11 protein-coding genes and 1 pseudogene are annotated in these 12,896 nt (G+C 73.6%); 3 read left to right on the forward strand and 9 right to left on the reverse strand.

From position 1 onward, the window contains the following. From AC08OV_RS19550 to AC08OV_RS19570, 5 genes and pseudogenes are all read right to left on the reverse strand, one after another. A pseudogene (locus AC08OV_RS19550) lies at positions 1-970 on the reverse strand (hypothetical protein); the annotation flags it as partial. A gap of 153 nt (positions 971-1,123) precedes the next feature. Further along, positions 1,124-1,633, reverse strand: a complete 510-nt coding sequence (locus AC08OV_RS19555; protein ID WP_476613940.1) for a DUF6328 family protein — start codon at positions 1,631-1,633, stop codon at positions 1,124-1,126. After that, positions 1,630-2,223 carry a hemerythrin domain-containing protein gene (locus AC08OV_RS19560; protein WP_476620075.1) on the reverse strand — a complete coding sequence of 198 codons (594 nt, stop codon included), beginning with the start codon at positions 2,221-2,223 and terminating at the stop codon, positions 1,630-1,632. The genes AC08OV_RS19555 and AC08OV_RS19560 overlap by 4 nt, the downstream gene beginning before the upstream one ends. A gap of 180 nt (positions 2,224-2,403) precedes the next feature. Further along, a complete protein-coding gene (locus tag AC08OV_RS19565; protein WP_476615881.1) occupies positions 2,404-2,871 on the reverse strand; it encodes a hypothetical protein in 468 nt (155 codons plus the stop codon). 398 nt (positions 2,872-3,269) lie between these two features. Then, positions 3,270-4,502: a universal stress protein gene (locus AC08OV_RS19570; RefSeq protein ID WP_476615880.1), complete on the reverse strand. Its 1,233-nt coding sequence runs from the start codon at positions 4,500-4,502 to the stop codon at positions 3,270-3,272. A 292-nt stretch (positions 4,503-4,794) separates the two neighbouring features. On the opposite strand from AC08OV_RS19570, the gene AC08OV_RS19575 reads away from it, so the two are divergent. Next, complete coding sequence (locus AC08OV_RS19575; protein WP_476620076.1) at positions 4,795-6,006, forward strand: sensor domain-containing phosphodiesterase; 1,212 nt, start codon at positions 4,795-4,797, stop codon at positions 6,004-6,006. Between the two features lie 48 nt (positions 6,007-6,054). Here AC08OV_RS19575 and AC08OV_RS19580 read toward each other — a convergent pair whose 3' ends face one another. From AC08OV_RS19580 to AC08OV_RS19595, 4 genes are read right to left on the reverse strand one after another with little or no spacing between them, the layout of a single operon-like run. Next, entirely contained in the window at positions 6,055-6,495 is a 441-nt protein-coding gene (locus tag AC08OV_RS19580) for an ATP-binding protein (protein ID WP_476616043.1), read from the reverse strand. A 48-nt stretch (positions 6,496-6,543) separates the two neighbouring features. Further along, the gene (locus AC08OV_RS19585) at positions 6,544-7,512 is read right to left on the reverse strand and encodes a glycosyltransferase (protein WP_476616044.1); all 969 of its coding nucleotides are present in this window, start codon (positions 7,510-7,512) and stop codon (positions 6,544-6,546) included. Positions 7,513-7,559: 47 nt separating this feature from the next. Beyond that, on the reverse strand, positions 7,560-9,107 hold the full coding sequence (gene rfaE2 / locus AC08OV_RS19590) for a D-glycero-beta-D-manno-heptose 1-phosphate adenylyltransferase (protein WP_476616045.1): 1,548 nt from the start codon (positions 9,105-9,107) through the stop codon (positions 7,560-7,562). Then, a complete protein-coding gene (locus AC08OV_RS19595; protein WP_476620077.1) occupies positions 9,104-10,192 on the reverse strand; it encodes a glycosyltransferase family 9 protein in 1,089 nt (362 codons plus the stop codon). Before AC08OV_RS19595 ends, rfaE2 begins: the two co-directional genes overlap by 4 nt. Positions 10,193-10,424: 232 nt before the next feature. Here AC08OV_RS19595 and AC08OV_RS19600 point away from each other — a divergent pair, with 232 nt between their 5' ends. After that, positions 10,425-11,738, forward strand: a complete 1,314-nt coding sequence (locus AC08OV_RS19600) for a glycosyltransferase (RefSeq protein ID WP_476620078.1) — start codon at positions 10,425-10,427, stop codon at positions 11,736-11,738. 122 nt (positions 11,739-11,860) lie between these two features. Further along, positions 11,861-12,896: glycosyltransferase family 9 protein (locus AC08OV_RS19605; RefSeq protein WP_476620079.1), on the forward strand; the 1,036-nt coding region annotated here is incomplete at its 3' end.

Raw genomic sequence — 12,896 nt, forward strand, 5'->3', positions numbered from 1 at the left:
CGGGGGTGGCGACGAGGGCGGCGATGGTGACGGGGTACAGGGTCGCGACGCCCAGGCCGGCGAGGGTGAGCGCGCCGGTGACAACCGCGGTGTGATCGGTCGTGGCGATGGCCAGGGCGCTGGCGGCGGTGACGGCGCCACCGAACGTGACAAGGGGTAGCCGGGTAAGCAGTAGGGGTCCGAGGAGGCGGCCGATGGCCATCCCGGCGGGGAAGGAGATCCCGAGCACCACCGCCGTGGCGGTGGACACTCCGGTGTCATGCAGGCGGGTGACCCCCCAGATCGTGAAGCAGAACTCGACGGCCACGGCGAGCGCTACACCGCTCCAGCGCCGCGCGACCCGCCCGGCCACCAGCGGGCGTGCGGTGCCGCTCCCGGCAGGCCGCGGCTCGGTGGCGGCGGGCCTGGTGGCGGCGGGCCTGGTGGTGGCCAGGGCGATCAGGGGCACGACGGGGGCCAGAAGGGCGAGCCGGCCGTTGGCGCCGGTGGCGTCGAGGGTGCCCATGGCGGCTGGAGCGGCAACAGCGGCGGTGCTGGCGGCGGCGGTGACGCGGCTGAGGCGGGCCGCGGCGTCGGGACCGGCCAACAGCGCCGGGGTGACCAGGACGAGGGCGGCGCCGCCGACGCCGAGCAGCAGCGCGCCGACGATGGCGGCGGGCAGGCCGGGCGCGGTGGCGAGCAGGGCACTGCCGGCGGCGGCGGTCAGGGCTCCGCCGCGCAGCGCGGGGTGTGCTCCGCGGCGCAGCAGGATCGGTCCGACCGCGGCGACGACGATCAGGCCGGCGCCGAAGGTGGCAGACAGACCGGCCAGCCGGTTGGCGGGCAGGTGCAGGTCGCGGGCGAGCAGGGCGAGACAGGCGCCCAGGCTCGTGACGGTGAAGCCGAGGGCGGCCTGCGCGGCGCCGGCCTGCAGGCCGGCGCCGCGCAGGCCCGGCGTAGCCGTGCCGCCGGCCGATGGTCGGCGGGTCATGGCGGCGCCGGAGCCCACGGAGTGCCGTCCAGGTCCAGCAGCACCGCACCCACCGTCGACAGGTCCACGGCCATCCTCCCCCAATATGCTCGCTACCCGAGGATGACATGAGGATAAGGTGCTTATGGGGTAGTGACGGTTAAAACCGATCGGTCAGTCTCGGGCGGCGAGACGGATGGCGGCGGGTACGACGGCCCACAGCACGACCAGCACGACGAAGGTGCAGCCCCCGGCAATCCAGCCGGCCGGCGCCCCCTTGACCACGTCGAAGATGAGCAGGACGACCCCGGAGACAGCCACGGCGAACAATGCCAGGCCCACCTGGGCGAGCCGGTTCGCCACCCGGATCAGCGTCTCCTTCTCCTTGCGCCGGAAGACCGCGCGGTGCAGGCTCACCGGCATGATGAGCAGCCCGGTGGCGCTGACCGTCAGCAACACGATCACGAGATAGAGCGACTTCTGCTCGTTGCTCAACGTCGTGAACCGCTGCTGGAACGGGATGGCGAGCAGGAAGGCGGTCAGCAGCTGTACGCCCGTCTGGACGACGCGCAGCTCCTGCAGCAGATCTCCCCAGTTGCGGTACCGGCGTTGCGCCGGGCTCTCCGAAGGGTCCGGCCCGCCGTTCGAGGAGTTCCCCCGGGCGGTGGAACTCCTCGCCGTCATCCCGCCGTCGTCGTCTGCCGCCGAGCGTCGCGCAGCCGGTCGACGAGGGACACCGCCGGCCCGAATACCCGCTGAGCGGTGGGGGATCCCGCGACCGAGGGGTGCGGATGGGTGGGGGCGATCGCCTGAATGGCCCGCAGTCTGCGGCCCAGGCGCACGAGTTCGGACTCGGGACGGACCTGGCGCAGCGCCTCGAACTCCTCCCGCTCCTCGCGCTCGGCGTGTTCCACCACCGTGTGCTCGAACGCGGCGAGCTTGGCCCCGAACTCGACGCTGCTCGCGTCCATCCGATCGAGGTCGGCGAGGTCCCGACTCGCCGCCTTCTCCTCCTGGTTGCGGGCATCGGTCACCTCGGGCCCCACCACCTGCCGGCTGATCGGGCGCAGCACCACCTCCTCGCCGGTCTCGTGGGCCGCGAGCAGCGCCCGCAGCTTGTCGAACGCCTCCTGGCGGCGTTGGCCCGTTGACGTCCTGACCTTCCCGAACAGCTCGCGGATCTCGGCATGCTGCGCGAGCAGGATCCCGACCACATCGTCCTCGGGGAGCTGACTCGCCCGGGTTCGTTCCCTCGTGGCCTTGCTGACCGTCATCGCACTCTCCTCATCGCGGACCGCGCACCGGACCGTGTCCCTGCTGGCCTGCCCGCTTGGCGGGAACAGGAACCTGGTCCGAGCGGGGGGATGCGCCGGATCGGGATGGCCAAGCCCAGGGATGGGCCCCAGGATCAGGAGATTCGTCGGAATCAGGAGGTTCGTCGGCGCCGGGCGGGTCTACCGGCGTTCGAACATCCAGGCGGCAGCCAGCGCTACGCCGACCACGATCCCGACAAGCAGCGCTCCGCCGAACACGAAGAAACCGACCGTCCTGATCAGGGCGATCCCGATCGGCAGCGCTGCGGCCAGCAGGAACACGCCGCGGGTGCGCACCGGCGTGTTCACCATGGCGAAGATCTTGCGCGGGCCCGTCACCCGGTTGACGTTCAGCTCGTCGGACACCGACGGCATGAGCCGGATCGTCGTCCACGTCAGCAGGACGAAGGCGATCGACAGCCCGAGGGCGTAGAGGAGCCCCACGCCGCGGCCGAAGGCGTCGAACGCCGCACCGGCACCGATCACAGTGATCATCAGCGGGACGTACCAGGAGGTGGTGCGGTCCTGCCGGGCCTGACCGGCGAGCCAGCGCGCCTGGGCGAACCGTTCGCCGCGCCGACCGGAACCGCCGTAATACTGATCCGCCATAGTCGCTCGACACTCCCCTCCCACGGCCGGCGCCGCGGTGCCCCCGTACCTCACGGGGACATCACGCCCCAGTCTCCCCATCCTCCCCCAAGACGAGGGAAAGCCGAGCCGTTTCGGGAGGATCACCTGCCCGCCGCGCCGTCACCGCTGGGCCGCGGGCCGCGCTCGGCGGGCCGCGAGAGCCGGCACCGCAGGTGACACGGCAGATGGCACGGCAGGTGGCGCCGCAGGCGACCCGCCGTCCACCCGCTCAGTACGTGCCCGATCGGGCATCCCCGCCCGGGGTCCTCGATCTCGGCCCACGGCCCGAGAACTCGCGACCCGAGAGCCCACGACCCGAGAGAAGGAGGCTCGCACCGGGTCGAAGATCTGCCGCGGTGGAGTCACCACACGCCGCACTAATTACCACAGGTCGTACTGCCGGGCGTGCGGATGACCGCGACCGCGCACTGGGCGTGTGTCACACACTGTGAACTGGTGGAACCCAGCAGCAACTCGGCGAATCCGCCGCGGCCCCGGGCTCCGATGACCAGGAGCTGCGCCCCCGCTGCGGCCCGCAGGAGGCTGGACGCGGCCGCTCCGCGGATCAGGTCCGTGCGCACATCGAGATCACCCGGCTCGGGCAGACCCGCGCGCACCGCCTCGTCCAGCACGGCCCGCGCGGCCCCCTCGAGGGCGGCGTCGACGAGGGCCGTTCCGCCGGGTCCCGTCGCATCGAGCGCCGGGTCCCCGAGCGCCGGGTCCCCGAGCGCCGCATCGGCGGGCCCCGAGTCACCGAATCCTGGATGATCATCGAGTGCCGTGCCCCCCGGTGCCGTGCCCCGAAATCCACGGCCGACGAATCCCGAGGCGAGGCCCGTTCCACCCGGGTCCGTCCGGATGAATCCGGTCCCGCCCGGATCCGCGTCGCCGGGCCCCGCACCAGCCGACGCCGCACCAGCCGACGCCGCCCCGGCCGGCGCCGCACCAGCCGGCCCCGCACGGACGGCCCCGGCGCCCGCCGTGGGCACTGCGCCGACGAACCTGGCACCGCAGAGTCCCAGCCGGACAACGAACTCCGGTGGCAGCGGCGTCCAGGCGTGCAGGATGCGCAGCGAAGCCCGGCGCAGCGCCGCCTCCTGGGCGGCCCACCGCAGCGCGGCCAACGAGCAGGCGGACCCGTCCACCCCGACGACGACGGGCCCGCTCTCGGCCGGCGCCGCCGACCTGCCGTGGACCACGACCACCGGCACCGACGCCCCGTACACGCACGCCATGCTGACCGAACCGGCCGGCAGGCGGCGCGGCCGGTCACGGCCGCGGGCACCGAGGACGAGCATGGCCGCGCCCTCCGACTCGGTCAGTATCGTGTCCACCGGGCTCCCGTACACGGTCCGCTCGACGATCCAGGCGTCGGGCTGGGCCTCGCGGACCCGGTCGACGACGTCGTGCAGCATCCACTGGGCCGTCCACCGGGGATGCTCCGGTGAGGTGGCAGGCGGCGGCTTCACCCGCGTGCAGAACGGGCCGGCCGCGGCCCAGACGAGAACGGCACGCACCCGCGCGCTACAGCGGCGCCCCGCGCGCACGGCCCACCGCAGCGCGCGCTCGGCATCTGTCGACCCGTCGATCCCGACCACGATGTCCGCCACGCGGCACCGCCTCCCCTCCGAGCATCCTCGCTCGCCGAGCAGGCATCCGTCCCGATCCCGTATCTACTACAACACGAAGAGCCAACGGGCGCGACGGGAGACAGGCGGGAGACAGGGGATGGATCTCCCGGCAGTGGCGGAGGTTGGTCACGAACAGGTCAATATCTGTCACGAACAAGTCGATATCGGCTACAAAGAGCCCAATATCGATCACGAAACGGTAACAGATATCGGTGCCGACCAGGGTGTGCGCGGAAAACCCGAGGGAACACCAGGAGAGGAGGTGGTACGGATGTCGGTCCGCCTGGCCCCCGCCTCGGCGCTCGGGCCGAAGGCCGAGGTTCCCGAGCCGGCGACGGCGGTGGTGGAGCTGCTGGGGATACTGCGCCACCATCTGGGCATGGATCTTGCCTGGCTCGGCCGCATCGAGACGGACGTCCTCGTTGTGCAGGTCATCAACGGGGACGGCGCGTCGTTCCAGCTGGCCCCGGGCTCCACCGTTCGGCGCGAGAGCGCCCTGTTCGGACGCGTCCTGTCCGGTGAGTTTCCCACCGTCATCCCGGACACCCACGCCGATCCGCGTATCCTGCGACTGCCCGTCGTCGACGAGCTTGACGTGGGGGCCTACGCCGCGGTGCCGGTCATCGACAGCGACGGCCTCGTCTACGGCCTGGTCGGCTGTCTCGGGCACGGGCCTCATCCGCACCTGCGGCCGCGCGACGGCCGGTTCCTGCGGATGATCGCGGAGATCCTCGGCGATTCCGTGACCGACCTGCACCGGATGTGGGAGGTCCGCAGCCGCGTCTGGCGCGACGTCAGCCATGTGATCGACGGCGGGGGGCCCGCGCTCGCCTTCCAGCCGGTGCTCGACCTCGAACACGGAAAGATCATCGGAGTGGAGGCGCTGTCCCGGTTCTCGGACTACGCCCGCAGCCCGTCACAGTGGTTCACCGCGGCAGGCTCCGTCGGCCTCAACGTCGATCTCGAACTCGCCGCGGTCCGACGCGCGCTCACCGTGCTGCCCCGGCTGCCGACACACATGATCCTCGCGGTTAACGTCTCGGCGACGACCCTCTCGGCCGGCCTGGTGGAGATGATCATGGGCGAGGACGCCGAACGTATCCTCGTGGAGATCACCGAGCACGAACGGATCGGCGACACTCCGGCGATCAACCGCGACATCGAGCACCTGCGCCGGCTCGGCGTCCGCATTGCCGCCGACGACGTGGGTACCGGCTATGCCGGGCTGGAACAGCTCGTCCGGCTGCGACCGGAGATCATCAAGATGGACTGCTGCCTGACCCAGGGCATCGACACCGACCCGGCCCGGCGGGCCGTGGCCGCCGGGCTGGTGCACGTCGCCAAGGAGATCGGAGGCGGCGTGGTCGCCGAGGGCATCGAGACCGCGGCCGAGCTCCAGGCCACCCGGGAGACCGCGATCCCCTACGGCCAGGGCTTCTTTCTCGGCCCGCCCACCCCCGTCCTGCCCGAGGCCGTCAGGTAAGCCCGCCGTCAGGCAAGCCCGCGGCGCGCTCGGCCGCAGCGGCGGCGGTCAACCATCGACAACGGGGCTCTCCCGGCGCATCCGGAACCAGACGACCTTCCCGTCGCCGGGGATGACGTCGGCGCCCCAGGTCTCAGCGAGCTCGGCCACCAAGTGCATGCCCCGCCCGCCAAGCGAGTCGGTGTCGACCTGCTGCACCTGCGGGAGGCGGCTGTCCGGATCCTGGACGCCGACCCACACCTGGTGGTCGGTCGTCCGGATCTCCAGAACCGGCTCACCGCGGCCGTGCACGACAGCGTTGGTGACCAGTTCGCTGGCGAGCAACACGACGATCTCGGCCAGCTCCGCCGCGAAGCCGGTGCCGGCGAGGCCCGCGGCCAACCGGACCCGGGCCTGCCGGGGCGCGATCGGGCTGAGCGGCAGCACGAACCTGTCCAACGGCTCGCCCGGCTCGCCCGGCTCGCCGGGCAGCCCCGGTTCACCCGTCATGTGAAGGACATTTCCTGGCAATCATGCGGATAAACTCGGTGTCGGAGCTCAGCCCGTGACCTGCGCGAGCACCTCGTCCCAGTCCCGCAGGAAACGATCGAGACCGTACCGGGCCAGGGCCGCCCGCCGGGCCTTCTTCCCGTACGCCCGAGCGCGTTCCGGATCGGCGACGAAGCGGCGGACGGCGCCGGCGAGCACCGCCGGATCGGTGGAGAGGACCCCGGCGTCCCTCGGCACCGCCTCCACCGCCTCGGTGGTGGCCAGCGCGACGACGGGCATGCCCAGGTGCATCGCCTCGAGCAGGGACAGCCCGAGCGAGGTCCACCGCGGCAGGTGCACGTACACCCGGCGGCGCGCGACGGCCTCGTGCAGGGCGGCCTGGGAGGCGTCCTCGAACACGGTGAGCCGCTCGGCGGGAAGGCCGGTGTGCGCCGGTAGGGCGCTGACCCCCAGGCCGAAGGCGTCGACCGGTGCCGCCGCGGCGAACAGCCCCAGCAGGTCGGTCCCGGTAACCCGGCCGCGGCGGACCGGTTCGTTCACGGCTACCGCGACGCGGGGCAGCTCACCAGTGTAGCGGTGGCCCGGGTCGACGATGCCGTGCTCGACGACCCGGGTGGGCGTGCTCCCGGCATCCCAGAACAGCCGGTTGAAGTGGGTGACGTGCACCAGGGTGAGGTCTGGCCGGTCGGCGAGAGGATGCCGGGTCGTGGGCACGTCCCCCTTCGGGGTGTTGTGCTCGACATAGACCGCAGGGAGGTCCCGCCCCGGGCGCCGGCCACCCAGCCAGCGTTCCGCCAGGTCCAGCTCGCGCGGCCGCTGCAGGACGACGACGTCCACGTCGGCCGGGCCGAGCTCGTCCGGCCCGGCCTCCGTGACCGTGCCCGGCCACGGATAGGTGCGCGCGCGGCCCAGGCCGTCCGGGCCGCGATCCGGGGTGACCGGGACGAGATAGGAGTGATCGCCCTGGACGAATGACGTCGTCCACGATCCGTGCACGTGCCACAGCAGAATTCTCACGCCCGGTTCCCCGTTTCCTCGCAGCCCTCGCCGCTTTCTCGCGGTCCTCACCGTTCCCTCGTGGTTCTCACCGTTCCCTCGTGGCCATCGTCCGCTGTGCGCCGGATGCGCCCGACTAGGGCGCTCGTCGACCGGTCCGCCACGTAGTCGACGATGCGGACCTCGCCGCCGAGCGCACGGACCAGCGGCGCCTCGGGCAACATCGACTCGGTATAGTCGCCGCCCTTGACGTACACGTCGGGCCGCAGGGAACGCAGCAGGTCGGTCGGGGTGTCGTCGTCGAAGACGACCACGTGCTCGACGCCGGCGAGCGCGGTCAGCACCGCCAGCCGGTCGGCCAGCGCGTTGATCGGACGGTCCGGGCCCTTGAGCCGACGCACCCCGCTGTCGCTGTTGACCCCGACGACAAGCACGTCACCGAGCCGGCGGGCGGCGTCTAGGTAGGCCACATGGCCGGCGTGGAGGACGTCGAAGCATCCGTTCGTGAAGACGATCCGCCGACCCTGCGCCCGGTGCGCCGCGACGACGTCCGCGAGACGCGCGGCGTCCAGGACGGCGCCCGTGCCGAGGTGGTGCAGCCGGGCGCGCAGGTCCGCCGCCGGGCAGATGCCGGTGCCGGCGGTCGAGACGGCCACGGACGCGGCGATCGAGGCGAGCCGGACGGCGTCACGCAGCCCGACGCCCGCAGCCCGGGCGAGGACCATGGCGGCGACGAACGTGTCACCGGCCCCCGAGGTGCGCTCGTCGGGCGCGTCGGCGGTGGCCGGCAGATGCCACGGCGGCTCATCGGGAGTAAGGACGACGACGCCGTCGCGGTCGAGGGTGACGGCCGCGGCCCGCGCCCCGCTGGCGGCGAGGATCTGTGCCGCGTGGTGCCACACGGTCCCGACCCGGTCGTGCGCGAAGGAGCCTCGGACGGCCTCGGGCAGCAGCGCGACGACCTCATCCGCATTGGGCTTGACCAGGTCGGGGCGCACCGCCGCCCATCGGGTGAGGTCGTGGGCGTCGACGACGAGCCGCCGGCCCGCCGCCCGCACGGCTGCCGCCACCCGGCCGATCAGCTCGGGGGTGAACAACCCCGTGCCGTAGTCGCAGGCCAGCACGGCACAGGCCGACGCGGCCCCGGCGGTGACGCGGGCCGCCACGGCGGCGGCGGTGGCCCGCCGGGGCGGGGTCTCGTCACCCGTGTCGCAGCGCAGGTGGAGATGGTTGCCGGAACAGATCCGCCGCTTGGCCACCGTGGTCCGCCCGGGTTCGACGACCACGGCGGACGTGCCGACGCCACCGGCGTCGAGCAGGTCCCGCAGCCGCCGGCCGTCGGGATCGTCCCCCACCATCCCGACCAGCCGGGTGCGCGCACCGAGGGCGGCCGCGGCGAGGACGGCGTTGCCGGCTCCCCCCGGGGACTCCTCCCGCCCGGTCACAGAGACGACGGGTACGGGGCCCTCCCGGGACAACCCCCGCGGCGGTCCCCGCAGCCAGGAGTCGAGCATCGCGTCCCCGACCACGAGCAGGTGCAGCGCACCGAACCGATCCGGCAGCTCGGCGAGCGGCACGGGACGCGGCGAGGCCGGAGACGCGGGGGCGGCGGTCATCGGGCCATCCCCTCCCCAACCAGCGCGAGCGCGGCGGCGGTCACCTCGGCCGGCGGCAGATCCAGGCATTCGTGCCCGAACGGGCAGGTGAAGGCACGGCAGGGCGTGCAGGGCGTCGCCCGGCGCAGTACCGCGACGCGCGCGGCGCGTGGCCGGTACTCGCTCTCCCGTTCGGTGCCGGCGAACAGGGTGACGACGGGCGTGCGCACCGCGTCGGCGAGATGGGCACCGCCCGAGTTGTTGGTGACGACGACCGCCGCGCCGCGCAGGAGCGCGGCCAGCGCCGGGACGTCCAGGACCCCGGCGAGGCCCCGCCCCGCCGGGCCGGCAGCGGCGACGACCCGGTCGACCAGGGCGGTCTCGGCGCCCGTGCCGGCGGCGAGGACCCGCAGGCCCGCGCCCGCGAGCAGGCCGGCGACCCGGGCGAACCGGTCGGCGTCGTAGCGGCGGGCCGAACAGCTCGCCCCGGGCAGCAGCACCGCGTAAGGGCCGGGTTCCGTCAGCGGCCGGACCCTCGCGACGGCCTCGCCCGGCACGGCCAGCCGGGGGTGGGATGCGGGGGCGGGGATGCCGAAGCGGCGCAGCAGCAGCAGCGCCCGGTCGACCTGATGGATACCGTCGGGCAGGTCGTCCACCCAGTGGGTGAGCAGCGACCCGCCGAACTCCCGCGAGGCGCCGACCCGGGTCGGGATCCCGGCGAGGGCGCAGACGAAGGCGGCCGGCCACGGCGACTGGGAGAACGAGGTGAACAGGACCGCGACGTCGTAGCGGCGCCGCGCCAGCGTCTCGACCAGCCGGGTCTGCTCGGCCGGGTCGACGGGTCGGCCGCCGGTGTCCTGCCAGCACACCGATGCCACGACCGCGTCATCGACGCAGTCAAGCAGGGGCAGCACGGCCGCCCCGCCGGGTGAGGTCAGCACGTCGAGGCGGGCCCCGGGCGCCGCGGCCCGCAGCGCCCGCAGCGCCGGGGACAGCAGCACGACGTCCCCGAGATTGTCCGGACGGACCGCCAGGACGTGGCGGGCGGCCGCGAGGTCCAGCGGACCCGCACGGCCCGCCGCCGGGTGGGACGCGACTTCGTTCACGGAGGCTCCGGGACGGTCGAGAACGGTCGAGAACGGTCGAGACGGTCGGGGACGGCTTCTCCCCCCGCCCCGTGCCCGGAGGGTGGGCAACAAAACTGCTACTCTCCGCGAGAAACGTTCTCTCCGTGAGAACCACGCCGGGCGAGAACCACGCCGATCGCCTCGGCATCGAGGGCCCAGGGGGCTGCCCGGCAGGCGGTGACCGCTCCGGCGAGCGGGTACGGCCTTCTCCATGCCGCGAGCAGCCATCCCCCGGACAGCCATCCCCCGGATCGCCTTCGTCTGCGGCAACCTCGTCACCGCGGAGGACGGCGTCGCCGACTACACCGTCCGGCTCGCCGAGACACTGCGCCACGACATCGATCCCGTCCTGATCACCTCGGGGCGGGTCGAGGGCGACCTCGGCCCCACCCGGGTGGTCACGCTGGAACGTGGGTGGGGTCCGGCCGGGATCGCCGCCACCGCGACGGCGCTGCGGCGCCTGCGGCCCGACCTCGTCCACCTCCAGTTCGCACCCTCGGCGTTCGGGTTCTCCCCGGCGGTCGGGCTGCTGCCCCCGCTGGCGGGCCGGCGCGTCCCCTGGGTGACCACCCTGCACGAGTACGGCTGGTGGGCATGGCCGTCCTGGCTGCCGGCGGCCCTGTGGCGACGGCCGGAACGGCACGGCTGGTGGGACCGGGAGACCCTGACGCTCGTGCCCCGCTCGCGCGCCCTGGTGGTGACCAATCCCGAGCACGCCGCCGCGGTACGCACCCGCTTCGGCCGCCAGGCGCAACTGGTCCCCGTCGCCGCGAACGTCCCCCGGGCACGAAGCACCGCCCGCACCGCCAGTCTGTCCTCCGACGTCAGCCCATCCCCCGGCATCAGCCCATCCCCCGGCATCAGCCCATCCCCCGGCGTCAGCCCGGGACAGGCGGCCCGGTCCCGGCTACGCGGCCGGCTCGGCACCGGCCCCGACGCCGAGGTGGCAGTCTTCTTCGGCTTCGTCCACCCGGTGAAAGGCGTGCGGTATCTCCTCGAAGCCGTCGCCGAGCTGCACGCCGACCATCCCGACCTGCATCTCGCCGTCGTCGGCGGGTTCACCTCCCTGGCGCTGCCCGACGCCGAGGCTGCGGCCTTCCGCCGCGAGCTCGAAGGGCACGCCCGTGCCGTCGGCGTCGCGGACCGGGTGACGTTCACCGGACATCTGCCGGCCGAAGAGGTTTCGGACATCCTGGCCGGGGCGGACGTCTGCGTGCTGCCGTTCACCGCCGGGGTGACGACGAAGAGCGGGGCGCTGGCGGCCGCGCTGTCCCACGGCCTGCCGACAGTGGTAACGGTCGCGGACCCGCCGGATCCGGCCCTCGTCGACGGCCGGACGGCGATCGTGGCCAAACCCGTGCGGGACCCGGCCGCGCTGGCCCGTGGGCTGCGCCGGCTGCTGGGCAACCCGGCGCTGCGGGCGGCCGTGTCCGCTGGCGGCCGCGACCTCGTCGCCGACCGGTCCTGGCCGTCCGTCGGGGCCGCGCACGCCCGCCTCTACCGGTGTCTGATCGGTCCCCGATGACCGTCGACGATCCCCCTCCCCACCCATCCAGATCTCGCCTATCCAGAGGGATAAAATGGACACAAAACCCTCTGGAAAGGCAAGGAAGCCGAGACCGAGGAAGCCGAGACCGAGGAACGTCGGTGGCCGGCGAGTGGACGGATCCGGCCCGGGCGGAGCCGCGCGAGATCCTCTTCGTCGAGCTGCTCGGCGGGTTCGGCGATCTGCTGATCGCCCTGCCAGCGATCCACGCACTGGCGGACAGCCATCCGAATGCCCGGATCCGCGTCCTCACCTTCGCGCCGGCCGGCGAGCTGCTGACCCACGACGACCGGATCACCGAGGTCGTGCAGGTGACTGATCACCGCGCGCAGGCCGTCCGCGAGGCTGTCGTCCGCGCGGTAAGCCGGCCGCGGGCGGACCTGGTCGTGACGACGAGCCGGCACAGCGGCGTGCCGGCCGCGATCGAGGCCGGGCGACCGCGGCATACCGGACGGCCGAGGCACGTCGTGACGGACCTCTGGCGGCGGCCGGACCCCGCCGAACCGATCGGGTCCCGGTTCGTCCGGCTCCTCACCGAAGACGGCTGGATCCGGCCCGGCCCCGGCCATCCGGACGGCGCCGACGCCCGTGGCCGTGGCCGTGGCCGTGGTAACGCCCATGGGCGGGTCGCGCTGACCGCGGCGGAGGTCGCCGAGGGTGAACGCATCCTCGCCGCACTCGACGGCACCACACCCGACGGCACCACACCCGACGGCACCACACCCGACAGCACCACACCCGGCCGCCCGGCTCCGGTGCTGCTGGTACCCGACGCCGGAATGGCCGTCAAACGGTGGCCGGCACGGCGGTGGACCGATCTCGCCCGGCTGCTCGCGGCGCGCGGGCATCCGGTCCTGCAGCCACACGCATCCGGGGCCGGGACGGCCGTGCCCCGGGTGCCCATAGCCTCCCCGCTGCCGCTGCGGGGGTTCGCGGGGCTGTGCGCGGCCGTCGGCGCGCGCGGCGGCGTCGTGGTCGGCGGGGATACCGGGCCGGTGCGCCTGGCCGCTGCCGTCGGCGCCCGCACGGTGGCGCTGTTCGGCCCGAGCCCGGCCGCCCGCTACGGCATCGCGGCGTCCCGGCAAGGCGGCGATCCGGGCGGGATGGACCTGCAGGGACTGCCAGACTGCCCGGTCC

The organism is Frankia sp. CeTa3Moorea (assembly GCF_978021225.1).

Bases quoted from the DNA above. Each gene is read 5' to 3' on its own strand.
- AC08OV_RS19555 (WP_476613940.1), bottom strand. From the start codon at position 1,633: ATGACGGCGAGGAGTTCCACCGCCCGGGGGAACTCCTCGAACGGCGGG.
- AC08OV_RS19560 (WP_476620075.1), bottom strand. From the start codon at position 2,223: ATGACGGTCAGCAAGGCCACGAGGGAACGAACCCGGGCGAGTCAGCTC.
- AC08OV_RS19565 (WP_476615881.1), bottom strand. From the start codon at position 2,871: ATGGCGGATCAGTATTACGGCGGTTCCGGTCGGCGCGGCGAACGGTTC.
- AC08OV_RS19575 (WP_476620076.1), top strand. From the start codon at position 4,795: ATGTCGGTCCGCCTGGCCCCCGCCTCGGCGCTCGGGCCGAAGGCCGAG.
- AC08OV_RS19580 (WP_476616043.1), bottom strand. From the start codon at position 6,495: ATGACGGGTGAACCGGGGCTGCCCGGCGAGCCGGGCGAGCCGGGCGAG.
- rfaE2 (WP_476616045.1), bottom strand. From the start codon at position 9,107: ATGACCGCCGCCCCCGCGTCTCCGGCCTCGCCGCGTCCCGTGCCGCTC.
- AC08OV_RS19600 (WP_476620078.1), top strand. From the start codon at position 10,425: ATGCCGCGAGCAGCCATCCCCCGGACAGCCATCCCCCGGATCGCCTTC.